Raw genomic sequence first — 26,154 nt, forward strand, 5'->3', positions numbered from 1 at the left:
CCTGCGGTTGATGCCGGCCCGCCGACGCCGACTGTCGATCTGGGGCATATTCCGCTCCGACTTTACGTCGTGACGGTCAGCCAATAGGCGCTGGCATCAAATTCGTCTTGTATTCGCAGGTCAGAGCATTGCCGGTCGCGGGGTCGGTCATCTCCACCTTCCACGCGTCGGAGAACTGATTCACCCCGTGGTGCATCGAGATGGTGCCCGAGATCAATACCGTTCCACGCGAGAACAGTCCGCGCTCGGTGAGCACGTCCAGCCAGTACTGCGGGGCGAGAAGATCACCGAGAGTTCCCGATTGGATGAGTACTCCGTCGGCCCACGCGGTCAGGGTGATCTCGTCCAGTCGGTCGGCCACCTCGCTCAAGCGCCATGCGCCGGTGCCGAGCACGTCGGGAGCCGCGTTCTTGCTCCACGCGACGCTGTGAACTTCGAGGTCCCGATCGGTGTGATCGCATGCCACCGTGAGCAATACGTCCTCCATCGTGTCGCCCAAGACAACCAGGGCCCACTCGGCTTCACCCGAGGTACGACCGTGTTGGACGGCGACGGCATCGGTCTGCTGCGCCAGGTACGGCGAGATGGGATACAGCGCCGGGGTCACCGTCGGGGCAGGGACGCCCAGTTCGGCAAGCTCGGCGATGTGCGACGCCACTTCTTCCTGGTTGCGACCGGCATAGCCCGCATTGAGCAGCGCGGTCACTTCGACCGATTCGGTCGTGCCGTCGGGCAGCGTGAATGTGAGCATCAGTAAGGACCCTCTCCTCGTAAATTTTCTGTTTCCGATACGCCCAAAACCTTGCGCATACGTCTTGTATACAGCAAGTATGGAGCACGTACAACGGATAGAGTGATCCCAGGCACACGAAGGAGTCGTCATGACCGAACCTGTTTCGGTGGATAGAAAGGGCCTGGCCAAGGCCTTTGCCGCCAGCCTGACCGGAACGGCATTGGAGTGGTACGACTTCGCCGTCTACTCGGCCGCCGCAGCGCTGGTGTTCCCGCTCGTCTTCTTTCCGGACAGCGACCCACTGACCGGAACACTGCTGGCCTTCTCGACGTACGCCGTCGGGTACATCGCCCGTCCGGTCGGTGGATTCGTCTTCGGACGTCTCGGCGACGTCATCGGGCGTAAACAGCTACTCGTCATCACCCTGCTGTTGATCGGCGTCACGACATTCGCCATCGGCTTGATCCCCGGCTACGACACCATCGGCATCGCGGCCCCGATCATCCTCGTCACGATGCGGTTCTGCCAGGGAGTTGCGGTCGGCGGCGAGTGGGGCGGAGCCGTTCTGCTCTCCAGCGAATACGGCGATCCCCGCAAACGCGGCTTCTGGTCCTCGGCAGCCCAGATCGGACCACCGGCAGGCAACCTGCTCGCCAACGGCGCACTCGCGATCCTGACACTGTCACTGACCGACCAGCAGTTCGAGTCCTGGGGATGGCGAGTGGCATTCCTCTTCTCGGCCGTACTCGTCGGGTTCGGTTTGTGGATCCGCCTGAAGCTCGAGGACACCCCGGTGTTCAAGGCGCTCCAGGAGAGCGGCGACCGCTCCGAGGCACCGATCAGTGAGGTGTTCAAGACCGAACTGCGACCGCTGTTGGCGGGCATCATGTCTCGTGTCGCACCGGACGTCATCTACGCACTGTTCACGGTCTTCTCGATCACCTACGGAACCCAGAAGTTGGGCTTCGAGCGCAGCGAGGTACTCACCGCCATTCTGATCGGATCGGCATGCCAACTCGGCCTGATACCGCTCGCCGGAGCAGTGTCCGACCGCATCAACCGGCGCCTCGTGTACGGCGTCGCGGCCGTCGGCGGTGTTGCCTGGAGCGCGATCTTCTTCCTCGTCATCGGCGGAGGATCGCTACCGCTGCTGATCCTGGGAGTCGTTGTCGGCCTTGCATTCCACTCGTTCATGTACGGGCCACAGGCAGCCTTCGTCACCGAGCAGTTCAGCGTGCGATTGCGTTCCACCGGTAGCTCGTTGGCGTACACGATCGCCGGGGTGTTCGGTGGCGCGATGGCCCCGCTGATCTTCGTGTACCTGTTGGACAAGACGGACAGCTGGGTGCCGATCGCCGGATACATCGTGATCGTCGGAGCGGTGACACTCGTCGGCCTGGCACTCGGCCGCAACCCCGACCCCACCGAGGACGAGCACTACGTACTACTGAATCAGGAGCACGAAAACGCTACGCGCGCAGCAGAGTCTGAAGTGTGACCTCGAGGTGAGCGTCGATCTTCTCGTGTACCAGGCCTTCATCGCCCGCACCGAGTGCGTCGATGATGGCCTGGTGCTCGGCGCACACCCGATGCTGCCGGTTGGCCGCGGTGAACAACGCACTCAAGCCCACGCGAAGCTGGCGCGCTCGCAGACCGGCGTACGTACGCGAGAGCAGTTCGCTTCCCGCCGAATCGATCAGACTCTGATGAAACGTGCCGTCCCAGTCGATGAACTGCTTGGGTGCATCCGCATCGCCCGAGTTCATCAACAATTCCTGCTGCGTCAGCGCATTCTGCATCGCCGCAATCGGAGCATCGCCGGCGCGCAGCGCTCGGGTGGCTGCATGCCGCTCGAGGACACCGCGCAGATCCATCAGTTCGGCGATCTGCCGTCCGGACATCGCCGGCACGTGCGCGCCGCGCTTGGGCACCATCTCGACCAGGCCCTCGGACTGCAACATGAGCAGGGCTTCACGAACCGGTGTGCGCGATACGCCGATTCGCGTGGCGAGCTCTTGCTCGTTGAGAAAAGTGCCGGTGGCGGCCGGTGACGACAGCACCTGATCGCGCACGAAAAGGTACGCCTTCTCCCTCCCCGACAGCGACTGCATACGATATGTATACCTGTCTTCCTCCGACGAAACCAGGAGTCACACCGTGAGCTCGCCCATTCGCATCAGCCTCGCCCAGATCACCAGCGGCGAAGACCCCACCGAGAACCTCAAACTCATCGAGACCCACACCCGCGCCGCAGCGCACGCCGAATCGGACGTCGTCGTGTTTCCGGAGGCGACGATGCGCTGCTTCGGCGGACCCATCCGAAAGTTCGCACAGCCTCTCGACGGCGAATGGGCCGACGCAGTGCGCTCCATTGCGTCCGATGCCGGGATCACCGTCGTCGCCGGAATGTTCACCCCCGCGGCAGATGACCGAGTGACCAACACACTGCTCGTCACCGGCCCCGGCATCGATGCGAGCTACGACAAGATTCACCTGTTCGACGCGTTCGGATTCGCCGAATCCGACACCGTCGCACCGGGTTCGGACCCACTGGTGGTGGACATCGCCGGAGTTCGGGTGGGCTTCGCGACCTGCTACGACATCCGCTTCCCGGCGCTGTTCCAGAAGCTCGGCGACCTCGGTGCGGAACTCATCGTCGTACCGGCATCGTGGGGATCGGGTGACGGCAAAGTGGACCAGTGGACCCTGCTCGCCCGCGCCCGCGCGTTGGATTCGACGACCTTCATCGCAGCCTGCGACCAAGCCGAACCCGCTGCCGCCGAAGGAAATGCACCATTGGGCGTGGGCCACAGCATCGTCTGCTCCCCCACCGGCGAGATTCTCGGTCAACTGGACGCGACGCCCGGCATGCTGACGATCGACATCGATACTGCAATGGTCGACGCCGTGCGCAAGACGCTGCCGGTATTGAAGAACCGCAGGCACTTCGACGCCTGACGGTGCCGCGAACTCGAAGTTATGGATGGATTCCGGCCGAAATACGTCCATAACCTCGAACTCGGCGCGCGCACTCGGCCGTCCCGCAGCGAGATCGCAGTTATGCAGCCGAAAGTGGCCATAGCGCCTTCGTAAGTGCGAACTCGACGCGCGAACTCGAAGTTGGGGATAGATTCCGGCCGAATTACGTCCATAACCTCGAACTCGACGCGCGACCCTCACACAACAACAACGCCGCCGAACCCTGATGGGTTCGGCGGCGTTGTTGTGCAGCAAGAACTAGCGCGAGCTGACGTCCTGGTAGTCGCGCTCGGTGTAACCGGTGTAGATCTGGCGCGGACGGCCGATCTTGCCGGTCGTGTCCTCGTTCTGCTCGCGCCAGTGCGCGATCCAGCCGGGGAGACGGCCCATCGCGAAAAGCACCGTGAACATGCGCGGCGGGAAGCCCATCGCGCGGTAGATCAGGCCGGTGTAGAAGTCCACGTTGGGGTAGAGCTTGCGCTCGACGAAGTAGTCGTCGGTGAGCGCGGTCTCTTCGAGCTTGAGGGCGATCTCGAGCAGTTCGTCGCCGTTGCCCAGCTTGCCGAGGATCGTGTGCGCAGTTTCCTTGACCAGCGTCGCGCGCGGATCGAAGTTCTTGTACACCCGGTGTCCGAAGCCCATGAGCTTGACGCCGTCTTCCTTGTTCTTCACTCGACGCAGGAAGTCCGTGGCGTCGCCGCCCTCGGCCTTGATCTTGTCGAGCATCTCGAGGACGGCCTGGTTGGCTCCGCCGTGCAGCGGGCCCCACAGCGCATTGATGCCACCGGAGATCGAGGTGAACAGGTTGGCCTGCGAGGATCCGACGAGGCGCACCGTCGACGTGGAGCAGTTCTGCTCGTGGTCGGCGTGCAGGATGAGCAGCATGTCGAGGGCCTTGACGATCTCGGGATCGACCTCGTACGGCTCGGCGGGGAAGCCGAACGTCATGCGAAGGAAGTTCTCGACCAGGCTCTTCGAGTTGTCCGGGTACAGGAACGGCTGGCCGACCGACTTCTTGTAGGCGTAGGCCGCGATGGTCGGCAACTTCGCCAGCAGGCGGATCGTGGAGAGCTCGACCTGCTCGGGATCGTTGGGCTCGAGCGAATCCTGGTAGTACGCCGACAGTGCGTTGACCGCGCTGGACAGCACCGGCATCGGGTGCGCGTTGCGCGGGAAGCCGTCGAAGAACCGCTTGAGGTCCTCGTGCAGCAGCGTGTGGCGACGGATCCGGTCGGTGAACGTCTCGAGCTCGTCTGCGGACGGCAGCTCCCCGTAGATCAGCAGGTAGCTGACCTCGATGAACGACGACTTGCCCGCAAGTTGTTCGATCGGGTATCCGCGGTAGCGCAGGATGCCCGCGTCACCGTCGATGTACGTGATGGCCGACTTGGTCGATGCGGTGTTGACGAACCCGCCGTCCAATGTCGTATAGCCGGTGGTGGCCAGCAACTTTCCCAGCTCGATGCCGTTGTTGCCTTCGGAAGCCTCGGCAATCGACATGGAGTACTCGCCACCGGGATAGGTGAGGGTGGCTTTGGCATCATTCTCAGCGGGCACGAATGGTCCCTCTCGAACTCGTGTAACGGACACGTACTTGAAGCGGACAGTTCTAACGTCGATAGTGAAACTAGTCTCTCGATGCCTCGGACGCCCAGGGAGGGTCGGCACCGGGGCGCGAAACCGTGATTGCCGCTGCCTTCGCGGCGAAATCGAGCGCTTGTTGCCAATCTTGCTTGCTCATCGCTTTGACCGCGTTCGATGTGATAATGGTCTCCTTCTCCAAAAAGCTGAGCAGGGCACCGTGGACGGTGTCACCTGCGCCGATCGTGTCGACGACATCCACGGCCACACCTGGCACCGAGATTTCGTCGGACGCGGTGAAGACCGAAATTCCGTCGCCGCCGCGAGTCATGACCACTGCGGTGACCCCGGCCGCGAGCCAATCGTCGACGGTGGTTCCCTGCGTTCCCAGCCCCAGCCAGTACGAGTCGTCCTCGGACACCTTGAGGATGTCGATGCTGGGCAACCACGAGCGGAAGCGGTCACGGAAACCGTCGGCGGTGATGTCGCCGCTGGTGCTGTCGATGGCGGCCGGCCGGATGTTGGGGTCCAGCATCGTGAGCTTGCCCGCCGCCCTCGCCCGATGCAGCAATCCCGCGTACATCGATGCACCGGGCTCGTAGAGCAGAGACAACGTGCCGAACGAGAGCACGCTGATCTCGTCCGGGAGATCGCCGGGATCGGCGACGAGCCGGTCGGCGGTCCCGTCGGCATAGAAGGAGTACTCGGCGCTGCCGTCCTCGGCGAGGGTGGTCATCGCCAAGGTGGTCGGCTCGTCGCCGCGCTGCACCCACGAGATGTCGACGCCTGCGTCGCGCAGACTCGCCAGGATCTGCTCGCCGAACGAGTCGCGCGAGATCCGTGAGAGGTACGCAACCGGCGAACCCAATCGACCGATCGAGATGGCGACGTTGAACGGTCCGCCGCCGAGTTTTGGTGAGAGCAGCGGTCCCTCGTGCACCGGTACCAAGTCGACCAACGCTTCACCGCACACCAATATCGTCACTTCTCGTACCTCATTCCCCAGGTTCCCGACCAGGTTTGCCCCGGCTCGAGCACGATCAGATCGATCTCGGAGTTCAGCGCATCAGGCGGGCACGTCATCGGTTCGATCGCCAACGCCCGGCCCCTGTCGGGATAGGCCTGATCGTTGGCCGGATCGGCGGTGAACACCTGCACCCAGCCGAAGTTCGCGTCGGTCCACAACACGGTCGCGGTGCCGTCGGGGCCCCGCAGAACGTGATTCGCACGGCCGTCGCCGTCGGGCAGCGACGCACTGAACGGAGTATCGAGCTGGACGCCCTGCAGCGTGCGTGGCTCCCGGAAGTCGTACTCGGTATCGGCCGTCGGAACCGAATTGCCCACGGGCAGATTGCGCACCGGATCGAGCGGTAGCCGGGTCCCGGCCGAGAGTTCGAGCGTGCACTCGTCGAGCGGCACGTCCCCGACCCGGGCATAGGTGTGAAAACCCATCCCGTAGGGCGCGGCGGACTCACCGGTGTTCTTCGCAGACGCAGTCACGGTGAGACCGTCCGCCGACAGCTCGTGGACCACCGTCACCGTCAGCGGGAACGGCCAACCCTGATGCGTCCCGACGTCCACGCTCTGCTCGACGCGATTGTCGGTGTGCTCCACCAGAGTCCATGCCACCTTGCGGACGAATCCGTGGCTGGCGTTGTTCCGTGAGGGCTCGGAGATCTCCAACCGATGTTCGACGCCTTCGAAAGCGAAGGTCCCGTCGGCTGTCCGGTTGGGCCACGGGGCCAACACCAGTCCCGCCGACAGCGGCGGCTTGCTGCCGGCCTCCCAGGTTTCGGTGAGCGCAGCGCCGTCGTACTCGAGAACCCGCAGGCCCGCTCCGACGGCAGCGATGTCTGCCCGATATTTGCCGCTCGTCAACGAGTAGGTCTGTGCGTCACCCATGAGAGCCATTCTTTACTACGACACCCACTCGGTAGCGGATGAATGCCGGGAGAGCCAGCGCAGCAATCGAAACACCGATGACGACCAGCACGCCGCCGCCGGCCGCAGCGGCTGCCGTCCCCACCGACGCGGCTGCGGCCCCGTGCAGCACGTCGCCGATACGCGGCCCTCCCGCGACGACGACGATGAAGACACCTTGCAGTCGGCCGCGCATCTCGTCGGTCGCGACGGTCTGCAGCATCGTGCTGCGGAACGCCGCGGAGATCATGTCGGCCCCGCCGCCGAGGGCCAGGAACGCCAGCGCGAACCACAGGGCAACTGCGGTCGCCCCGTCGGTAGCCGCGCCGACGGCCAGACCGAAGCCGATCATCGCCACGCCCCACACGACGATGCAGATCAGCACGGCCAGCCCTTGCCTGCGCACGCGCGGAAGCCAGCCCGAGAACACTCCACCCACCACCGCGCCCGCGGACATGGCCGCGAACAGCATGCCCAGCACCGGTCCACCCGACGCCGGATCACCGAAGCTCTCGTGTGCGATTTGCGGAAAGAGAGCCCTGGGCATACCGAACACCATGGCGATGATGTCGACGACGAACGATGCCAGCAGCACCTTCTGGGTGGCGAGATATGCGAAACCGTCGAACACCGAACGCAATCCGGCTCGCTGACCCGACTTGGCCGGCGGAATTCCCGGCAGCCGAATCACGGCCCACAGTGTTGCGAACAGCGCGATGGTGTCGATGAGGTAGAGGGTCTCGAGCCCGATGTAGTAGATCAGAATGCCTGCACTGAGCGGCCCTGCGATGGCACCGAAGTTGAACACCGTCATGTTCAGCGAGTTCGCAGCCGGTAGTTGCTCGGCCGGCAGGATCCTCGGCAGAATCGCGCTGCGGGTCGGCTGATTGACCGCGAAGAACGCCTGCTGAATTGCCAAGAGCACCAGGATGATCCACACATTGTTCAGTTCGAGGAACGCCTGTAGCCAGAACAGCGCGGACGTTCCGATCAGACCGCACGTGGTGATCATCAGCAGGGTGCGGCGGTCCATCACGTCGGCCAGCGCGCCGCCCCACAGACCGAACACGATGAGCGGCACCAGGGCGAACACACCCGTCAGGCCCACGTAGGCAGAACTCAGCGTGATCTGAAATACCTGTTGCGGCACAGCAACAATGGAGAGCTGGGCACCGATGACGGTGACGATGTTCGCCAACCACAACCGGCGATAGGCCGGGGTCTTCAGCGGTGTCGTGTCGGCAAGAATGCCGCGCAATCCGCTCACGGCTGCAGACGCTCGATCACACCACTTGCCAACGTGATGCGGATCCTGTTGTGCATCCGACTTGTTCGGCCCTGCCAGAATTCGACCGTCTCAGGCAGGACGCGGAAGCCGCCCCAATTCGGTGGCACCGGCACGTCGACACCGTCGAACGTTGCGGTGACCTCGGCCAACTTGGCGGCCAGGTCTTCTCGCGAGCCGACGGGTCGCGACTGTTCGGACGCCCACGCCCCCAACTGAGAACCGCGCGGCCTGGTGCGCCAATAGGTTTCGGTGGTCTCGGCGTCGACCTTGACCACCGAGCCGCGCACGGTGAGCTGCCGGGCACTCGCGATCCACGGGAAGGTCACCGACGCGTAGGGATTCGCCTCGAGTGCACGGCCCTTGTCCGAGTCGTAATTGGTGTAGAAGACCACGCCGTCGGCATCGAGACCCTTGCACAGCACCGTGCGAGTCGCTGGTCGGCCTGCCTCGTCGACAGTCCCCAACACGATCGCGTTGGGCTCGGGTAGATCTGCCGCCACCGCGTCGGCCAACCACTGCTGCGCCAGTGGGAGCCACCCGCCGGCCAGAGCATCGATATCGAGGTCCTCGGGCTCGCCGTAGTCGACTCGCATGTTCGCCAAGCGCTGTTCATCTGCAGACACGAACCCAGACGCTACTCCCGCGTACATGCTCGCTATGGTTCTGGCACAGTACGCCCGCATGCGGCGCAGAGCCGGGCGTAAACGCGACGAGGGAGTCCACAGGCCATGGCTGTTCAACACGTTCCCGAGGATTTCGTGCCCGGTCTCGAAGGTGTCGTCGCCTTCACCTCCGACATCGCCGAACCCGACAAGGACGGCGGCGCACTGCGCTACCGGGGTGTCGACATCGAAGAACTCGTCGCGCAGAACGTCACCTTCGGCGATGTCTGGGCACTGTTGGTCGACGGCGAATTCGGCCGCGGTCTCCCACCGGCCGAACCGTTCCCCCTTCCGATCCACACCGGCGACGTCCGCGTCGACGTCCAGGCCGGCCTCGCGATGCTCGCGCCGATCTGGGGCTACCAGCCGCTGCTCGACATCGACGACACCACCGCTCGCGACAACCTCGCCCGCGCGTCGGTGATGGCCTTGTCCTACGTCGCCCAGTCCGCTCGCGGCATCTACCAGCCCGCCGTTCCGCAGAGCCGCATCGATCAGGCTGCCACCGTCACCGAACGCTTCATGGTCCGGTGGAAGGGTGAGCCCGACCCCGCCCACGTCGCCGCTATCGACGCGTACTGGGTCTCGGCTGCCGAGCACGGCATGAACGCATCGACGTTCACCGCACGCGTGATCGCCTCCACCGGGGCTGACGTCGCCGCCTGTCTCTCCGGTGCCATCGGCGCGATGTCCGGCCCGCTGCACGGCGGCGCACCCGCCCGCGTGCTGCCGATGATCGAGGAGGTCGAGAGGACCGGGGACGCTCGCGCGCTGATCACCGGAATTCTGGACCGCAAGGAAAAGCTCATGGGCTTCGGGCACCGCGTGTACCGCGCCGAGGACCCCCGAGCCCGCGTGCTGCGCGCCACTGCCAAGCGCCTGAACGCTCCGCGGTACGAGGTTGCCGCCGCGCTCGAACAGGCCGCGTTGACGGAACTGCGCGAACGCCGCCCCGATCGGGCCATCGAGACCAATGTGGAGTTCTGGGCCGCCGTGATCCTCGACTTCGCCGAGGTTCCGGCACACATGATGCCCGCCATGTTCACCTGCGGTCGTACCGCCGGCTGGTGCGCGCACATTCTGGAGCAGAAGCGTCTGGGCAAGCTCGTTCGCCCCGCGGCCCTCTACACCGGCCCCGAACCGCGCACCCCCGACTCCGTCGACGGCTGGGAGCTGATCCGGTAGTCGACGGTGTCATGGCACCCGACTAACCTGTGGGTGCCATATTCCCTCGACGCTAGGACGCGCTACTCCATGGCCGATTTGCCGATCATTCCCGCCGACCTTCTTCCCGCCGACGGACGCTTCGGTTGCGGCCCGTCCAAGGTTCGCCCCGAGCAGCTGCAATCCCTGGTCGACGTCGGCGCGTCCGTGTTCGGCACCAGCCACCGGCAGAAGCCCGTCAAGGACGTCGTCGGACGCGTACGCAGTGGCTTGAAGGACCTGTTCTCGCTGCCCGAGGGCTACCAGGTGGTACTCGGCAACGGTGGCACCACCGCGTTCTGGGACGCCGCTGCGTTCGGACTCATTCGCGAGAAGTCGCTGCACCTGACCAACGGCGAGTTCAGCTCGAAGTTCGCCTCGGTGGCCAAGAACAACCCCTTCATCGGCGATCCGATCGTCGTCAAGGCCGAGCCGGGCAGTGCACCCGAGCCCACGTCCGACCCATCCGTCGACCTCATCGGTTGGGCACACAACGAGACGTCCACCGGCGTGGCCATCCCGGTCAGCCGTCCGGCCGGCTCCGAGAACGCCCTCGTCGCGATCGACGCCACCTCCGGAGCCGGCGGTCTTCCGGTGAACGTCGCCGATTCCGACGTCTACTACTTCGCACCGCAGAAGTGCTTCGCCGCCGACGGTGGGCTGTGGGTTGCGTTGATGAGCCCGGCCGCGCTTGCCCGCGTCGACGAGATCGCCTCCAGTGGCCGTTGGGTTCCGGACTTCCTGTCGTTGCCGATCGCCGTCGACAACAGCAGCAAGGATCAGACGTACAACACCCCGGCAGTGGCGACACTGCTGCTGTTCGCGGATCAGATCGAGTGGCTCAACTCGCAGGGCGGCCTGGATTGGGCCACCAAGCGCACCGCCGATTCGTCCTCGCGCCTGTACGACTGGGCCGAGAAGAGCGAGTTCGCAACGCCGTTCGTGACCAACCCGGATCACCGCAGCCAGGTTGTCGGAACCATCGACTTCGACGAGAAGGTCGACGCAGCTCAGGTCGCCAAGATCCTGCGGGCCAACGGCGTCGTCGACACCGAGCCGTACCGCAAGCTCGGCCGCAACCAGTTGCGCGTCGGTATGTTCCCCGCGATCGAGCCGGACGACATCACCGCGCTGACGAAGAGCATCGACTGGGTCGTGTCCACCCTGAGCTGATTGCCAGGGATGAGCTGATTACCAGCAAGCTCCCAGCTGGAGTGCTCCCTTCGAGGCCTACACTTGCGTTGAAGTACGCAAGCGTAAAGACCTCGGAGGGAGCGCTCGTATGTTCAGGCTCCTGGCTTTCGCACTCCGGGTTCGCGTGACACTGATCTACTGCGTCCTCGCGGGGGCAGGCACGGTGGCGCTCGGACAAATCGGACCACACGATCGCTGGCACGTGCTGCATGCGGCGAGTACCAACCTGCACAATCTGACCGACGGCCACCTTGCCACCCTCGTCACGAGTGTCTTTCTCACCGAAGGCCGGGTGAACTGGCTATGGCTGGCCGGCGTCGCACTCTTGTTCGCCGTCGCCGAATGGATGTCCGGTTGGCGACGATTCCTGCTCACGTTCAGCGCCGGCCACGTCGGCGCGACCGCGCTGGTTGCTGTCGGGCTGTTCATCGGCATCCGCGTCGATTGGCTGGCCGACTCGCTGGCGATGGCCGTCGATGTCGGGGTCAGCTACGCCGCAGCAGCGGTTGCCGGGTCCATGATCAGGTTTCTGCCGATGCCGTGGCGACTGTGCTGGGCTGCACTGTGGATCGGGGTCGTCGCCGTCAGCGGCATACAGAGCCCGTCGTTCACCGCCGTCGGGCACGCTCTCGCCCTGACTATCGGCCTCGGCCTGGGCGCGCTGTACTTACAGCGGGACGGATCGGCATTGCGCCACAAGGCAATTGACGCAACTTCGGGCGATCGAGTGCAGCCGAGCCCGCAGCTGTCTACGCTCTGGTAGAGAAACGATCGTCGGCGGAAGCGATGCGTGTCGAACACCCACCGAGGACATCGGGTGAACTAGGGTCGAATTCGACGGTATCGCGAGCCGGCGCGATGAGGAGGTCACAGTGCGAGACTTACATGTGGTGGGTCTCGAGGCCGACGGAAAGTTCGTCGTCTGCGCAGATCCCAAGACCGGCGACAGATTCCGGCTTCCAGCCGACGACAAACTCCGCGCAGCCTCACGCGGCGACATCGCTCGACTAGGACAGATTGAGATCGAAATGGACAGCTTGCTGCGGCCGAAGGAAATCCAGGCTCGAATTCGGAGTGGAGCGACCATCGAACAGGTCGCCGCCGATTCCGGAATGGCCGTCAGCCGCGTCGAGGTGTTCGCTCACCCCGTTCTGCTCGAACGCTCACAGGCTGCGTCGATGGCTCAGGCAGGTCATCCGCTGCGCCACGACGGACCCGCCGTCCAGACTCTGCTCGATGTCGTCACACTCGCCTTTCGCGCTCGCGGGCACAACCTCGACGACGCCGAGTGGGACGCGTGGCGCGACGAGGACAACAAGTGGGTCGCACAGCTGAAGTGGCAAGCGGGACGCACCACCAACAAGGCGCACTGGCAGTTCCTGCCCGACGGGCACGGCGGCACCATCGCGCCACTGGACGACACCGCACACGAACTGATCGATCCCGACTTCGGACGTCAGCTACGGGGCCTCGCTCCGGTACGCGCCCTCGCGCCTGCAGCGGCAGACGACGAAGCCTCACAGCAGAGCTTCGACGAGTACTACGGCACCACCTCGGACAGTGAACTGGACGCCGAAACCGTCGACATCGAAGACGACGAAGCCCCGGCTCCCGACGTCGATCAGCCGCGCGAGCCGGTGGCCAGAGACCCCAAGCCCGCCCCCAAGGCTGCACCCGGACACGGTGGTAAGGACAAGCGCGGCAAACCCGCCATGCCATCCTGGGAAGACGTCCTGCTCGGAGTACGCAGCAGCGGTCACAACTGACGTCGTAGATGACCGATTCACCGCTCGGTGACAAATCGCCGACGCTCACGCCGTAGGCTTTCGACGAAGCTTACGGAGAGAGAGGTGCCGGTAGTGGGGGCCAAAGCGTCAACGATCTGGTACGTGGACACACCGGATCCGATTTCTGTACTCCGAGAGGCGACCACCTCGGACTGGAATGCTGCGACGGCCCTCGTCGGCCGTCTGTACCCTCACCTGACCGCTGTGCCCCTCGCGCAAGGTCCGATATCGACATCGGCAGGGGTGGACGACGATCACGTCTTCATCGGCTGCTATCCGGGCGTGACCGTGGTGTGCGGGTCCAATCTTTCGGTGCCGACACCGTCGACGCTGCCCGAATCGTTCACTCGCCCTCTGGCATCCGAGCACACCTACCTCGTCGCGTCGGATCCCCAGCACGCGTGGGGAGCGTTCGCCTACTGGGAACGCGGTGAGTTTCGGCGATCGTTCAGCGCTACTCCGGTGTACATCTACGAGGACGCGGGCCTGCCACTGGTGTGGGAGCGATCCTTCTGGGCCGGTGAGCATCCGCTGATCTATCCCCCAGGAGTGATGCCGGATCCGCAGTCACTGCCGTTCCACCCACAGGAATTCGCCGAGGCCGCCAACGCCGAATGGCTCGGATTCCGCTACACCGGTGCCCCGCACGCAGACGAGTTCGATCCGGCCACACTGCCGGTCTGCGGTTTCAGGATGTACGTTCCCGGGCAGGAGCCGCAGCGTCAAAATGTCGAGGCCCAGAACGCACCCGCACCGGAATCGACCGAACCGGCACCGCGACCGAAGAAGCGTTGGTTCTCGCGCAAATAGTGGCTCGGTGTGGGCACCGTTGCACACAACGATCGCCGGTCGACGGGTTTCCGTCGATCGTGAACGGTAGTGCGCAACCCTGCCCGCGGTCGGTCAGAACGCCAGGGCCGCCAGGGCCACGAAGCTCACTAGCGCACCGACACTCGCACCGTAGACAGCCCAGCGCCACACCGGGACGCGGAGCCACCGCAGGACCGTCGGGGCCGCGCCTGCCACGACGACGAGGTTGAGACCTATCGCGAGCAACGGATGCACTCGCGCCAGTTCCAGTCCGAACGCCGCCAGTGCCACCGCCACGAGAATCGCCGAGACCACGGCGATCGGAAGACCGGTCCACAGAACGCCCGGGTCGCGAGCGGTCACGTCAGACGCACCCGTTCGTAGAACCCCATCGCCGCCGCTGTCGCGACGTTGAGCGAATCGGTGCCCGGTGCCATCGGGATGCGAGCGCGAATGTCTGTGGCGCGCATCGCATGTTCGGTCAGACCCGGGCCCTCGGCGCCGAGCAACAGCGCCACCTTCTCCCCCGTCATCGCGGCAGCCAGCGACACGGCCTCCGGATTGGGTGTGAGCGAGATCAGCTGAAAGCCGTGCGCGCGTACGCGATCGAGGCCGCGCGGCCACTCGGGCACCTTCGCGAAGGGCACCCGGAGCACGTGCCCCATCGAGACCCGTACCGACCGCCGGTAGAGCGGATCCGCACACGCGGCACCGAACAGCACAGCGTCGACGCCGAGTCCGGCTGCATTACGGAACATCGACCCGAGATTCTCGTGATCGTTGACGCCCTCCAGAATCGCGACCGTCGTAGCGTCGGCCAGCACCTCGTCCAGATCGAGAGCAGGCGGCCTGTTTGCCGCCGCCAACACTCCACGGTTGAGATGGAAGCCGACGACCTCGGCCATCACCTCGGCCGACGTCCGATAGAACGGAACATCCGATTCGGCGAGATCGTCGCGCAAGGCGTCGAGCCGTCGATCCACGCCCAGCAAGCTGATCATCGGGAAGCGCGACGTCAGCAGGCGCTGCGCAACCAGCACCCCCTCGGAGATCACCAAGCCCTTGCCCTCGGGCAGATCGGGTCGCCTGTCCGAGGAGTTCAGGTCGCGAAAATCGTCCAGCCGGGGGTCGAGAGGATCGTCGACATCAATTACATGAACCACCCGCTCATCTTGTCACCCGGCCTTTCCGGCACTCCGTCGGCGAAGGCCTACTTCTATATGGAAAAGTAAAGAGCGATGACTACCGACGAATCGATCACCATCCGTACCGCCACCGACGACGACTGGGATGCCGTCGCGCTGCTCGACGCCCATGCCTTCGGCGAGCACCAGAACGCCGAGGACTTGGCGGAGACGCAGATCCTGACCCAGTCCGAGCACGTGTACCTGGCGTGGGACGGCGAGACCCCGGTGGGTGTGGCCATGCACTTCCCGATGTCGGTCACCGTTCCCGGTGGTGCGCAGGTCGAGGCGTCCGGAGTCTCCTGGGTGTCGGTCGCGCCGACGCATCGTCGACGCGGCATCCTGCGGTCGATGTTCACCCAGCAGCACCGCGCTCTGAACGACGCGGGCGCGCCGCTGTCTTTGCTGACAGCCAGCGAGGCGACGATCTACGGACGCTTCGGGTACGGCCCGATCACCGAGGAGATCAGCGTCTCGATCGACCGTCGGTTCGCGCAGTTCCGTAAGGACGCTCCCCCGGCGACGGGCGTGCGACTGATCGAATCGGCCGAGGCCACCGAATTGTTCCCGGACATCTACCACCGGTGGCAGCAGCAGACCGCAGGCGCGCAGCCCAAGCCGCCGATTCGGTGGGAACGGTTCTTCGCCGACCGCGAGAACCGGCGCGGCGGACTGACGGCACTGTTCTTCATCGTCCATCCCGACGGCTACGTCGCCTACCGACGCGGACGCAACCCCAGCCGGGTGGTGGTGGAGGAATTCATCGCGGTGACCGACGACGCGTACGCCGCGCTGTGGCAGATCCTGGTGGGGGTCGACCTGGTCGACACCATCGAAGTCCGGCAGGCACGGGACGAAGCACTGCCGTTCCTGCTGACCAACAACCGGCTACCGAAGGTCACTGCTCACCACGACGCTCTGTGGGCCCGCATCATGCACGTCGAGGCAGCGCTCGAGGCGCGTACCTACGCTCTCGACACATCGCTGATCATCGCTGTCCGAGATCCGTTCCTCGACGCAGGCGGTACCTACTCGTTCAGCGTCACCGATGGCACAGCGACCTGCACCCGGGTGGAATCCGAACCGGACATCGAACTGGACATCGATGTGCTGGCCAGCATCTATTTCGGCACCCACCGGGCTCGGTTGTTCGCCGCGGCGAATCGACTCACCGCTCGCACCGAGGAATCTCTGCATGCGCTCGATCTGACGTTCGGAACAGCGCGCCCGGCCGTCATGGGGTGGGGTTTCTAGCGCTCCTGCCCCACCACACCGTGGGTGAATGCGAAGTGCACGGCCTGAGCCCGGTCACGTAGTTGTGCCTTGGCGAACAGATGATTGATATGTGTTTTGACCGTCGCCTCGCTGACGAACATCTGCTGAGCGATCTCCCGGTTCGAGAGGCCGGCGGCGATCGCGCGTAAGACCTCCACCTCGCGTGGCGTCAACCCGGCCGGGACCTCCTGTGTCCGAGGCGCTTCGACGGCGTCGAGCAACCGCGCTTGCACCTCGGGATTCAGCACGGCTTGCCCGGCGGCGGCCGCTCGCAATGCCGCCGCGATCTCGACCCGCCCGGCATCCTTGGTGAGATACCCGCGTGCGCCCGCGCCGAGAGCGTCGAGTACCGAACGTTCGTCCGAGAAGGTCGTCAACACCACCACGGGCAGATCGGGGAAGAGCCCCTTCAGTATTCGCGTTGCCTCGATCCCGTCGGTCCCCGGCATCCGCAGATCCATCAGGACAACGTCCACGCCCCCGCTGTCCATCGCCGCCGTCACCTCGGTCACGGCGGCAGCGCCGTCCGATGCGGTGGCGACGACGGTGATGTCCTCGACCAGATCCAACATCACTGCCAGCGCCTCGCGTACCGACGCCTGGTCGTCCGCGATCACAATCCGAATGCTCATGCTCTCGCTTCCGTGTCGGACTCGATAGGTTGTCGCAGAGGCACTTCGGCGCGCACGACCCAGCCTCGCCCGTCCGGACCTGCAGTGACCGACCCGCCCACGAGGGCCGCGCGTTCGCGCATGCCGACCAGGCCCATTCCGGTGCTCTCGACCGTTTCTGGCAGCGACGGGGCCGGACCGTTGGTCACGGAGAGTTCGACCGATCCGGCATCGAACCGAAGTAGTACCTCGACGGCAGCGCCGGGGGCGTGGTTGCGAGTGTTGGTCATCGCCTCCTGCGCGCACCGGACCAGGAACTGGGCCTGCGAGGTATCGAGATCTCGCGGTGTGCCGTCGACACGGAAGCTCGCGTCATCACCCACGAGTGCGGCCAACGTCGGCACGAGGGGCAGCGCATCCTGACGCAAAGTCTGGACGGCACGGCGGGTTTCGGTGAGCCCTTCCCGAGCGAGACTCTGCGCCTTGCCCACTGCCGCTCTGGCCTCCTCGACGCGGCCCGCGTCGAGTAACGCGTCGGCAACTTCGAGTTGCATGTTGACGCCGGACAGCGAGTGAGCGAGAACGTCGTGAATATCGCGAGCGATGCGGGCCCGCTCGGCCAGAGCATGCTCGCGAAGTTCGGCATCGGTGGCGCGGCGCGCAGCGAGCAGTGCGTCCAGCCGACTGCGCCGCGAGTACCCGATCAGTACCGGCCAACCCGCGAACAATCCTGCAGCCCAGGGCCATCCGTCGACACCACTGTGCTCTGCAACCCACAGAGCGGCTGCGCACGCCACGCTGAGCGAGATCGCGAACGGGAACGAGATCGACGGCTTGAACCGCCACCCTGCATGTCCCGCAAACAGAAACGGAAACAGAGTAGCCGCAGCCGTGCCGTCCACGGCCAGGATTGCCGCAGAGGCGATCAGCGCGACACCCGCGCCGGCCAGAGAGATCCCAGGGCCGATCAACCGTCGTGGAAGCGACGAGGCCAGTAGCACCACACTGTTGACGACGAGCAGCGCGAGTACGAGCGGATTGCTCAGGTCCGAGGTGGCGAAGGCCCCGACGATCACGACGATCGCGACATACGGCCGGCTCGACAGCCGGAGGCGGTCGAGCGTGGGCAACCGTACGTCGGAGTGGGGTGCCGATGTCACCGAATCTTCGACCCTCCGCCGCGAACCCGATTGTGCATGTCGGTCAGCGTAGGCGACGTGGTGTGGTTTCCGACCTTGTCGGCGCGCCACACGATGGTTGCGTCCAAGTGCATGGCTCGGTAGAGGACGGCGACCGACTCGGCGAGGAATCCGATGCCCACGGCCAGCATCGTGGCCTGGCCGGCGGCAGAGGCGGCAGTCGGGTCTATGACGACCTCCAAGGGAATGAGCAGAATCCGAACGGCGATGGCGGCGATCCACAGACCGATCGACGCGACGGAGTACCGCATCCACACCATCCCGTCTCGCTCGGTGATTCTGACGGTGTAACCGCGGATCGCACCGAGGACGATTCCGACGACGCAGCCGAGGAAGAGGAACCCGATCGCCATGGGCGACAGGACCGTCGAGTCGAGTGTCGTCAGCCCGACGAGGGCGAGGATCGCTGGAATTATCAGCAGGCGCCGGGCTTCCATGAGCTGGCCGGTCATGCGCCGCACCAGCAGGTATCCGACCAGAAGGACTACGAGAGCAATCGTTGCGATGTTCATGGCAGTAACGCTACGAAGATCGCGAGGGTGGCGAATCGACCCACGGGTGGAGAACGGGTGGAGAAACCCGAGCGAAAAGGACCATGACTTTTGTCATGGCTGGACCGTGACGGTGTCACTTCAGGTCATGATGCGCTGCACTGTTTTCGGCGGTTCGGGCGCAGCAGACTCGTAGTCATGAAGCAACCAGACGAAGGAAACCTGTTCACCGATCTGATGGAGATCGGGCCGGCTCCGACGATGGCGCGTGAGATCGTCGTCATCGTCATCAGCTTGGCCATTGTCGCCGTGTTGTTCGCGATCGTCGGCACGTCCCTTCCGGCGTTCGTCGCACTCGGCGTCATCGTCGCCTTCATGGGCGTCCGGTTCGTCATCGGACTGCGGCACTGGGAGAAGCAATCATGAGCATCATCGACGTCGACGGAATGACGCGCCGCTACGGCTCGGGCAAGAACGCGTACGAGGCCGTCCAAGCCCTCGATCTGCATATCGCCGAGGGCGAGCTGTTCGGATTGTTGGGCACCAACGGTGCCGGCAAGACCTCCACTCTCGAAGTGATCCAGGGTCTTTCGCGCCCCAGCAAGGGAACCGTCCGGATCATGGGAATGGATCCGGTGGCCGATCGCCGTAAGGTGCGCCCGGCTCTGGGCATCATGTTGCAGAAAGGCGGCCTGCCACAGGATCTGACAACCGCCGAGAGCCTGCGGATGTGGGCAGGTACCTGCAGTGATCCGCTGCCGGTGGCGGACGTGCTCGAACGCGTCGACCTGGCCGATCGCGCCGATACCCGGGTGAAGTTTCTCTCCGGCGGCGAGCAGCGCAGGCTGGACCTCGCCTGCGCGATCATCAGCCGTCCGCGCATCCTGTTCCTGGACGAGCCGACCACCGGGCTCGATCCCGAAAGTCGTCGCAACACATGGCGATTGATTCAGGAGCTGAAGAACTCCGGCGTGACGATCATGTTGACGACTCACTACCTGGACGAGGCCGAGTCCCTGTGCGATCGACTCGCGATCATGCACCGCGGCAGAGTCGTTCGCAGCGGCACCGTGGACGAGGTGGTCGCCGACCACCCGGCGAAGATCGAGTTGAAGGCCCCCGGCACGGCATTGCCGTCGCTGCCCGGTACGTCGATCGACGTCTCGGGTGACACCGTCTCGATCCAGACATCCTCGGTACAGGACACGCTCACCGACCTGCTCGTGTGGGCCCGCACCAATGGCGTCACTCTGCACGGTCTGGATGCCCGCGCGGCATCACTGGAGACCGTGTTCCTCTCCATCGCAGACGAATTCGACAACTCCACCGTGAACGACCCAGCTATCGAAAAGACCGAGGTGATGAGCGCATGAGCACGATGACCGCCCTGTCGCGAGCAGAATTCACACTGCTCGGACGCAACCGAGTACTTCTGTTCAACGCGATCGTCATGCCGTTGATCTTCCCTATCGCGCTGCTGATCCTTGGCAGCCGGAGTGACGGCGGACTGAAAGACGCAGGCGTCGCGAGTGCGTTGGAGATCTTCGCATTGTTCCTGGTGGTGCTCGTGGTCTACTACAACATGCTCTCGGTCTACGCCACCCGTCGAGACGAGTTGGTGCTCAAGCGACTTCGCACCGGCGAGAGCTCGGACGTCCAGATTCTGCTCGGCCCGGCAATACCCTCGCTGATCCTCACCGTCGCCCTCGGTGTGATCGTCGGAGCTGTGGTGATCGCCTTCGGTGGGCCAGTTCCCGTCAACGTGCTGCTCGTCGCCGTGGCCCTCCTCGGCGGTGCCGGGCTGTTCGCCGCACTGGCACTGATCACCTCGACCTTCACCCGCAACGCCGAAGCGGCACAGATCACCAGCCTGCCGGTCATTCTGATCGCGTTGGCCGGCTCGTCCGCGCTGCGCGGCGTCGTCCCGGATTCACTGAGGAACGTCATCGACCTGACCCCCATGGCCGCGGTCTCGGACCTGCTGAATCTGGGCTGGTTCGGTAACACCACTCCCGGCGACGCGTCGTTCGGTTTCGCCGGCACCTTCGGCGAGGCCGCCATGCCTCTGGCGGTGATGCTGGCCTGGATCGTCGGAAGCCTGCTGATCGCCCGGACGCACTTCCGCTGGGAACCGCGGTCCTAGACCGCCCCCTTCCCCGTCCATCTGCAAGGCTGGAGATCATGAAGCTGTACGAGTACCTCAATCCACTGCACGGCTGGAACGACAGCAGTGCAGTGGACAAGGTACGCGTCTACACCCGCCAGTCGTTTCTGCTGATCTCCGTCGCTGTTGCCGTGGCAGGGATGCTGACGTCATTGCAGTTCGACGACTATCTCTCGATGGCAGCGATCGCGGCCTGCTCCGCCGCCGCCTTCGTGGTCGTGCAGCGCACCCCCGCACTCGGCGGCGAGTCGACGGCCGACCCACGAATCCCGTTGGCGATCCTGGCCGTCGCCGCTGTGGTCCTGGTCGCCGGCGGGACCACGAGCAACACCCTGTGGGCCGGCGTATTGGTCACCACCGCAGTTGCGACCCGGATTCCATTGCGATGGTCTCTGGTGGCGGCCGTCGCCGCCGCTGCGCTCGCGGCGGCTCTGGGAACCCCGGCAGTGGAAACTCTGATACTCGGCGTCTTCATAGCCTTCATGGCGTTCACCGTGCAACTGTCGGCGTGGTTGCTGCGCATCGTCACCGAACTCGACGCCACCCGCGACGCCGCGGCTGCGCTGTCGGTAGCGGAGGAGCGACTGAGGTTCTCACGAGACCTGCACGACGTCGTCGGACGAGCGCTCTCGGCCATAGCCGTCAAGAGCGAACTCGCCGCGACGCTGGCTCGTCGAGGTGACGACCGAGCGGCGGGCCAGATGGACGAGGTTCGCATTCTGGCCCAGGAATCCATGGCCGACGCCAGAAAGCTGGTTCGGGGTTACCGATCGGTCGATGTGGCGTCGGAACTCGACGGAGCTCGATCGCTGCTGTCCGCCGCAGGTATCTCCACCGAACTGATCGGCGAGACGTCGGTCCTGTCCGAGCGCGCGGCCGAGGCGGCCGCCTGGGTGGTTCGTGAGGGAGTGACGAACATTCTGCGACATTCCGAGGCCACGTATTGCCGGATCGAGCTGACCGACAACAGTATTCGACTGATCAACGATCATCCGCAACCATCGACCGGCCGCGACGACGGCACCGGCCTGAGCGGCCTGCGCGAAAGGTTGGTCTCGGTCGGAGGCACCCTGGACGCGCAGAAGACCACCGAAGCGTTCACCCTCACGGCGGCGCTGCCGACCCAGAACCCGAGGACCACATCATGATTCGAGTTCTACTGGCCGACGACGAGAATCTGATCAGAACGGCACTGGCGACCATGCTCGATCTGGAGGACGACATCGAGATCGTCGGTCAGGCCGACTCCGGTGAGCAGGCGCTGACCGTGGCCGCCGAACTGGCACCCGATGTGGCAGTGCTGGATTTGCAGATGGGCGGCATCGACGGCATCGAGACGGCCCAGAAGATTGCCGAAACCCTGCCCGCCTGCGCGTCGATCATCGTCACCAGCCACGGTCGACCGGGTTACCTGAAGAAGGCACTGGAGGCGGGAGTGCGGGGGTTCCTGCCGAAGACCACCTCGGCCGCCACCCTCGCCGAGGTGGTGCGCACCGTGCACGGCGGCGGGCGCTACGTCGATCCGACACTCGCCGCGGAAGCCATCGGGGCCGGCGACTCACCGCTCACACCGCGTGAGGCCGACGTGCTCGAATTCGCCGCCGATGGCGCATCCATAGCGGAGATCGCACAGCGCGCACATCTGTCTCCGGGGACCACCCGCAATTACCTGTCCGCCGCCGCTGCGAAGCTCGGCGCGGCGAACCGGCACGAGGCCTGCGCACTGGCTCGACGCCACGGGTGGATCTGACGCGTCATACTTTGGCGGTTGCGGAGACCGTGTCGAGGGTGGGCAGCCGGTGACCTTCGGCGGGCGGCACCACGGTGATCCGCAAGTTGTTGTGCCGCAGCAGGTACACCGCAGCGAAGAGACCCGTGGCCAGTGAGATGACGCCGCCGAACAACAACGGTGCGCGTGGGTCGAGGACGTCGGCGAGCCAGCCGAGCACCGGGCTGCCCAGCGGAGTTCCGCCCAGGAAGCACAGCATGTAGATGCCCATCACGCGTCCGCGCATGTCGGATGGAACCGACATCTGCAGAATGTTCATCGCCGACGTCGTGAACGTCAACGTCAACGCGCCGGTGGGCACCAACAGCACCGCCACGAGAACGTAATTGGGCATCAACCCCACGAGCAGCTCGAAGAGCCCGAACATGATGACGGCACCGATGAAGAGCCGTAGTCGTGGGGCCGCGGCGCGCCGGGCCGCCAGGGTCGCTCCCGCCAATGTGCCCACCGCGAGGGTCGTCGACAGCAATCCGTATGCGTCGGCTCCACTGCCGAACGTGTTGCGCGCCAGCACCGACAGACTCAGGGGAAAGTTGAGACCGAACGTCGAGACCATGAATACCGTCGCCAGCAATACGCGCAGGTCTCCCCGCCCCCAGACGTACCGAAAGCCCTCTCGCACCTGCCCTTTGGCGCGCGGTGCCGGTTCGACACGGAAGAGTTGACCGACGTTCATGGCCAGGAGGGCGCCGAACACCGCGGCGAACGACACCGCGTTGATCAGGAACACCCAGCCGGTACCGACGAGGGTGATGAGCACACCGGACACCGCAGGCCCGACGATCCGCGCCATGTTGAACGTCATCGAGTTCAACGCGATCGCGTTGGAGAGGGTTTCCTTGCCGACCATCTCGATGGTGAAGGATTGCCGCACGGGTGCGTCGATGGCGGACGAGCAGCCGAGGATGAAGGCAATGACATAGACGTGCCACAACTCCACCATGTTGCCGACGTCGAGCACGCCGAGCACCAGACCGCAGACTGCCGCGAACACCTGGGTGATCATGAGGAGCTTGCGCTTGTCGTATCGGTCTGCCAGTACTCCGCCCCACACCGAGAGAAACAGCGTCGGCCCGAATTGCAGAGCCATGACGATGCCGACGGCGAAGCCGTTGCCGCCGGACAGCGTCAGTACGAGCCAATCCTGGGCAACCCGCTGCATCCACGTTCCGACCAGCGAGACGATCTGCCCCGACGCCCACAATCGGTAGTTGCGAGTCTTCAGAGCAGCGAACATCGACGAACCGGACGTAGGGGAAGCAGGGGCCACCATTCAGATAATAAACCTAGGTAACTACTCGGAGTCGCTCACCAGTGCACCGATGATGTTCACCGCGTCCCGCAGAATGTCGAGCTGCTCGGGCGTAAGGCCCGCGAGCTGGGCGGTCATCCATGCCTCGCGTGCGCTCGCCTCGTCGGCGATCAGCTCCTGACCGGCCGGTGAAAGCGACACGATCACCTGGCGTCCATCGGTGGGGTGCGGCGTGCGCACCACGAGGCCGAGTTCGGCCAACGACGCGATCACCCGCGTCATCGACGGTGGCTGCACCCTCTCCCGCGCCGCCAGCGCACCGGGCGTCATGTCGCCCTCCCGACTCAGCGTGGCCAGAGCGGACAGCTGAGTCAGCGATACTTGCGAGTCCACTCGCCTACCTCGAAGGTGGCGAGTCAGCCTCACCACCGCAAGCGACAGATCGCTTGCCAATTCCCGATTGTCATTAACTATGTTTCCCGACGTCACAGCGCAGAGAATACGCCCTGGCACGCACCGCGCATCATGTAACCGCTTCGGTGATGGGTCCCACCGCGAAATATGCAACAAACAGCAGTGCAACAATCCACAACAGGGGATGTACCGACTTCGCCCGGCCGGATCCGACCGCAAGAACCACCCAGGTGATGAAACCGACGCCGATCCCGTTGGCGATCGAGTACGTGAAGGGCATCACCACGATGGTCAGGAAGGCGGGCAGCGCGTAATCGAAGCGTCGGAAATCGATGTCGAGTACTTGTCCGATCATCAGCGCACCCACCACGACCAGAGCCGGAGCGGCCGCTTCGATCGGAACGACGGCCGTGAGCGGAGTGAAGAACATGGCCAACAAGAACAACAATCCGGTGACCACGTTGGCCAGCCCGGTGCGAGCACCCTCGGCGATTCCCGACGCGGATTCCACGAACACGGTGTTCGACGACGCCGACGCACCGCCACCGACGATCGCTCCGGCCCCCTCGACCACGAGAGCCTTACCGATGTTCGGCAGCGTTCCGTCCTTGTCCAGCTTCGCTTCTTTGCCCAAGCCGGTCATCGTGCCCATTGCGTCGAAGAAGTTGGCGAGTACGAGTGTGAACACCAGCAGGCTTGCCGCCAGCACTCCGATCCGAGTGAACGCTCCGAAGAGATCGACGTTGCCGACCAACGACAGATCGGGAGATTGCACCAACTGACTCGGCAACTGCGGCACCGACAGATTCCACCCCTTGGGGTCGACGCCGTTGGAGGGCCCCACATCGGTGACGGCCTCGACGATCGCCGCGAAGATCGTCGTGACCACGATCCCGATCAGCAGTCCGCCGCGAACCTTGCGTACTACGAGTACGCCCATCAGCAGCAGCCCGAACACGAAGATGACGGTCGGCCATGACGCAATCGACCCATCGATGCCGAGCCCGACGGGAACCGTCGTACCTGCGGCGTCGGGGATACGGCGCACGAACCCGGAGTCGACCAGCCCGATGAAGGCGATGAACGCTCCGATGCCGGCGGCGATCGCTGCTTTCAGCTCCGCCGGGATCGCATTGAAGACCGCTGTGCGGAATCCGGTGACGGCCAGCAGCACGATGATGATGCCGTCGATGACCACCAGCCCCATCGCCTCGGGCCAGGTCACCTGCGGTGCGATGGTCACGGCGAGCAATGTGTTGATGCCGAGGCCCGCCGCGATACCGAAGGGGTAGTTGGCGATGATGCCGAAGGCGATGCTCATGAACCCGGCCACCAGCGCGGTCACGGCAGCCACCTGGGCCACCGGCAGGATGTTGCCGAGCACGTCGGTCTTGGCCGCTGCGTCGTCGGCGGAGAAGCTGCCCAGAATCAGCGGATTGAGGACGACGATGTACGCCATGGCCACGAAAGTGACCACGCCTCCCCGCACCTCGGACCCCACCGTCGAGCCCCGCTCGGTGATCTTGAAGTAGTTGTCGAGTAGCCGCGACGACAATTGCATGAGCGAACGATAAAGCACATCGCGAGACTTGGGGAAATATGGTGGCGTAGCGTGATT

General features: G+C 64.7%; 28 protein-coding genes. 13 read left to right on the top strand and 15 right to left on the bottom strand.

All coding sequences use genetic code 11. The features are described from left to right. Positions 1-76 precede the first annotated feature (76 nt). On the bottom strand, positions 77-751 hold the full coding sequence (locus ASG84_RS22930; RefSeq protein ID WP_057479262.1) for a DUF2848 domain-containing protein: 675 nt from the start codon (positions 749-751) through the stop codon (positions 77-79). A 130-nt stretch (positions 752-881) separates the two neighbouring features. Here ASG84_RS22930 and ASG84_RS22935 point away from each other — a divergent pair, with 130 nt between their 5' ends. Further along, positions 882-2,231, top strand: coding sequence for an MFS transporter (locus ASG84_RS22935; RefSeq protein ID WP_057479263.1), 1,350 nt, complete (start codon positions 882-884; stop codon positions 2,229-2,231). Here the strand turns inward: ASG84_RS22935 and ASG84_RS22940 are convergent. Beyond that, positions 2,203-2,844 (bottom strand): GntR family transcriptional regulator, encoded by a 642-nt coding sequence (locus tag ASG84_RS22940; protein ID WP_057479264.1) that lies wholly within the window; start codon positions 2,842-2,844, stop codon positions 2,203-2,205. The genes ASG84_RS22935 and ASG84_RS22940 overlap by 29 nt on opposite strands. A 46-nt stretch (positions 2,845-2,890) precedes the next feature. Here ASG84_RS22940 and ASG84_RS22945 point away from each other — a divergent pair, with 46 nt between their 5' ends. After that, positions 2,891-3,691, top strand: coding sequence for a carbon-nitrogen hydrolase family protein (locus ASG84_RS22945; protein ID WP_156399671.1), 801 nt, complete (start codon positions 2,891-2,893; stop codon positions 3,689-3,691). A gap of 279 nt (positions 3,692-3,970) precedes the next feature. Here ASG84_RS22945 and ASG84_RS22950 read toward each other — a convergent pair whose 3' ends face one another. The 5 genes from ASG84_RS22950 to pdxH all read right to left on the bottom strand — a co-directional run bounded on the left by ASG84_RS22950 (position 3,971) and on the right by pdxH (position 9,151). Continuing rightward, a complete protein-coding gene (locus ASG84_RS22950) occupies positions 3,971-5,269 on the bottom strand; it encodes a citrate synthase (protein WP_082521158.1) in 1,299 nt (432 codons plus the stop codon). Positions 5,270-5,339: 70 nt separating this feature from the next. Next, positions 5,340-6,278 carry a carbohydrate kinase family protein gene (locus ASG84_RS22955; RefSeq protein ID WP_057479266.1) on the bottom strand — a complete coding sequence of 313 codons (939 nt, stop codon included), beginning with the start codon at positions 6,276-6,278 and terminating at the stop codon, positions 5,340-5,342. Next, entirely contained in the window at positions 6,275-7,204 is a 930-nt protein-coding gene (locus ASG84_RS22960) for an aldose 1-epimerase family protein (protein ID WP_057479267.1), read from the bottom strand. The genes ASG84_RS22955 and ASG84_RS22960 overlap by 4 nt, the downstream gene beginning before the upstream one ends. After that, complete coding sequence (locus ASG84_RS22965) at positions 7,188-8,471, bottom strand: MFS transporter (RefSeq protein WP_057479346.1); 1,284 nt, start codon at positions 8,469-8,471, stop codon at positions 7,188-7,190. Before ASG84_RS22965 ends, ASG84_RS22960 begins: the two co-directional genes overlap by 17 nt. A gap of 5 nt (positions 8,472-8,476) precedes the next feature. After that, positions 8,477-9,151, bottom strand: coding sequence for a pyridoxamine 5'-phosphate oxidase (gene pdxH, locus ASG84_RS22970; protein WP_082521160.1), 675 nt, complete (start codon positions 9,149-9,151; stop codon positions 8,477-8,479). Positions 9,152-9,229: 78 nt separating this feature from the next. Here pdxH and ASG84_RS22975 point away from each other — a divergent pair, with 78 nt between their 5' ends. The 5 genes from ASG84_RS22975 to ASG84_RS22995 all read left to right on the top strand — a co-directional run bounded on the left by ASG84_RS22975 (position 9,230) and on the right by ASG84_RS22995 (position 14,157). Further along, positions 9,230-10,348, top strand: a complete 1,119-nt coding sequence (locus tag ASG84_RS22975; protein WP_057479269.1) for a citrate synthase 2 — start codon at positions 9,230-9,232, stop codon at positions 10,346-10,348. A 69-nt stretch (positions 10,349-10,417) separates the two neighbouring features. Further along, entirely contained in the window at positions 10,418-11,539 is a 1,122-nt protein-coding gene (serC, locus tag ASG84_RS22980; protein ID WP_032377404.1) for a phosphoserine transaminase, read from the top strand. A 109-nt stretch (positions 11,540-11,648) separates the two neighbouring features. Next, on the top strand, positions 11,649-12,323 hold the full coding sequence (locus ASG84_RS22985; protein WP_057479270.1) for a rhomboid-like protein: 675 nt from the start codon (positions 11,649-11,651) through the stop codon (positions 12,321-12,323). Between the two features lie 109 nt (positions 12,324-12,432). Continuing rightward, on the top strand, positions 12,433-13,326 hold the full coding sequence (gene sepH, locus ASG84_RS22990; protein ID WP_057479271.1) for a septation protein SepH: 894 nt from the start codon (positions 12,433-12,435) through the stop codon (positions 13,324-13,326). Positions 13,327-13,449: 123 nt separating this feature from the next. Then, complete coding sequence (locus tag ASG84_RS22995; RefSeq protein WP_442971022.1) at positions 13,450-14,157, top strand: DUF6928 family protein; 708 nt, start codon at positions 13,450-13,452, stop codon at positions 14,155-14,157. Between the two features lie 93 nt (positions 14,158-14,250). Here ASG84_RS22995 and ASG84_RS23000 read toward each other — a convergent pair whose 3' ends face one another. Further along, the gene (locus ASG84_RS23000; protein ID WP_057479273.1) at positions 14,251-14,520 is read right to left on the bottom strand and encodes a DUF2537 domain-containing protein; all 270 of its coding nucleotides are present in this window, start codon (positions 14,518-14,520) and stop codon (positions 14,251-14,253) included. Continuing rightward, the gene (locus ASG84_RS23005; protein WP_057479274.1) at positions 14,517-15,320 is read right to left on the bottom strand and encodes a TrmH family RNA methyltransferase; all 804 of its coding nucleotides are present in this window, start codon (positions 15,318-15,320) and stop codon (positions 14,517-14,519) included. The genes ASG84_RS23000 and ASG84_RS23005 overlap by 4 nt, the downstream gene beginning before the upstream one ends. Before the next feature lie 75 nt (positions 15,321-15,395). Here ASG84_RS23005 and ASG84_RS23010 point away from each other — a divergent pair, with 75 nt between their 5' ends. Then, positions 15,396-16,595: a GNAT family N-acetyltransferase gene (locus ASG84_RS23010; RefSeq protein ID WP_057479275.1), complete on the top strand. Its 1,200-nt coding sequence runs from the start codon at positions 15,396-15,398 to the stop codon at positions 16,593-16,595. Here ASG84_RS23010 and ASG84_RS23015 read toward each other — a convergent pair. The 3 genes from ASG84_RS23015 to ASG84_RS23025 are packed head-to-tail and all read right to left on the bottom strand — an operon-like array spanning position 16,592 to position 18,938. Beyond that, on the bottom strand, positions 16,592-17,248 hold the full coding sequence (locus ASG84_RS23015) for a response regulator transcription factor (protein WP_057479276.1): 657 nt from the start codon (positions 17,246-17,248) through the stop codon (positions 16,592-16,594). The two genes, ASG84_RS23010 and ASG84_RS23015, sit on opposite strands and share 4 nt — an antisense overlap. Further along, positions 17,245-18,387 carry a sensor histidine kinase gene (locus tag ASG84_RS23020; RefSeq protein WP_082521161.1) on the bottom strand — a complete coding sequence of 381 codons (1,143 nt, stop codon included), beginning with the start codon at positions 18,385-18,387 and terminating at the stop codon, positions 17,245-17,247. The genes ASG84_RS23015 and ASG84_RS23020 overlap by 4 nt, the downstream gene beginning before the upstream one ends. Further along, positions 18,384-18,938: a DUF1453 family protein gene (locus ASG84_RS23025; protein WP_057479277.1), complete on the bottom strand. Its 555-nt coding sequence runs from the start codon at positions 18,936-18,938 to the stop codon at positions 18,384-18,386. Before ASG84_RS23025 ends, ASG84_RS23020 begins: the two co-directional genes overlap by 4 nt. 177 nt (positions 18,939-19,115) lie before the next feature. Here ASG84_RS23025 and ASG84_RS23030 point away from each other — a divergent pair, with 177 nt between their 5' ends. The 5 genes from ASG84_RS23030 to ASG84_RS23050 are packed head-to-tail and all read left to right on the top strand — an operon-like array spanning position 19,116 to position 22,831. Beyond that, positions 19,116-19,343 (top strand): hypothetical protein, encoded by a 228-nt coding sequence (locus tag ASG84_RS23030; RefSeq protein ID WP_174557234.1) that lies wholly within the window; start codon positions 19,116-19,118, stop codon positions 19,341-19,343. Continuing rightward, positions 19,340-20,290, top strand: a complete 951-nt coding sequence (locus ASG84_RS23035; protein ID WP_057479278.1) for an ABC transporter ATP-binding protein — start codon at positions 19,340-19,342, stop codon at positions 20,288-20,290. The genes ASG84_RS23030 and ASG84_RS23035 overlap by 4 nt, the downstream gene beginning before the upstream one ends. Further along, positions 20,287-21,060 (top strand): ABC transporter permease, encoded by a 774-nt coding sequence (locus ASG84_RS23040; protein ID WP_057479279.1) that lies wholly within the window; start codon positions 20,287-20,289, stop codon positions 21,058-21,060. The genes ASG84_RS23035 and ASG84_RS23040 overlap by 4 nt, the downstream gene beginning before the upstream one ends. Positions 21,061-21,098: 38 nt before the next feature. Then, complete coding sequence (locus tag ASG84_RS23045; protein ID WP_057479280.1) at positions 21,099-22,229, top strand: sensor histidine kinase; 1,131 nt, start codon at positions 21,099-21,101, stop codon at positions 22,227-22,229. Continuing rightward, a complete protein-coding gene (locus ASG84_RS23050; protein WP_057479281.1) occupies positions 22,226-22,831 on the top strand; it encodes a response regulator transcription factor in 606 nt (201 codons plus the stop codon). The genes ASG84_RS23045 and ASG84_RS23050 overlap by 4 nt, the downstream gene beginning before the upstream one ends. Positions 22,832-22,835: 4 nt before the next feature. Here the strand turns inward: ASG84_RS23050 and ASG84_RS23055 are convergent, their stop codons facing one another. From ASG84_RS23055 to ASG84_RS23065, 3 genes are read right to left on the bottom strand one after another with little or no spacing between them, the layout of a single operon-like run. After that, positions 22,836-24,107 carry an MFS transporter gene (locus tag ASG84_RS23055; protein ID WP_156399673.1) on the bottom strand — a complete coding sequence of 424 codons (1,272 nt, stop codon included), beginning with the start codon at positions 24,105-24,107 and terminating at the stop codon, positions 22,836-22,838. A gap of 57 nt (positions 24,108-24,164) precedes the next feature. After that, positions 24,165-24,596, bottom strand: coding sequence for a MarR family winged helix-turn-helix transcriptional regulator (locus tag ASG84_RS23060; RefSeq protein ID WP_057479348.1), 432 nt, complete (start codon positions 24,594-24,596; stop codon positions 24,165-24,167). A 49-nt stretch (positions 24,597-24,645) separates the two neighbouring features. After that, positions 24,646-26,097, bottom strand: coding sequence for an NCS2 family permease (locus ASG84_RS23065; RefSeq protein ID WP_057479283.1), 1,452 nt, complete (start codon positions 26,095-26,097; stop codon positions 24,646-24,648). Positions 26,098-26,154 lie beyond the last annotated feature (57 nt).

The organism is Rhodococcus sp. Leaf278, assembly GCF_001426085.1.
GTDB lineage: Bacteria > Actinomycetota > Actinomycetes > Mycobacteriales > Mycobacteriaceae > Rhodococcoides.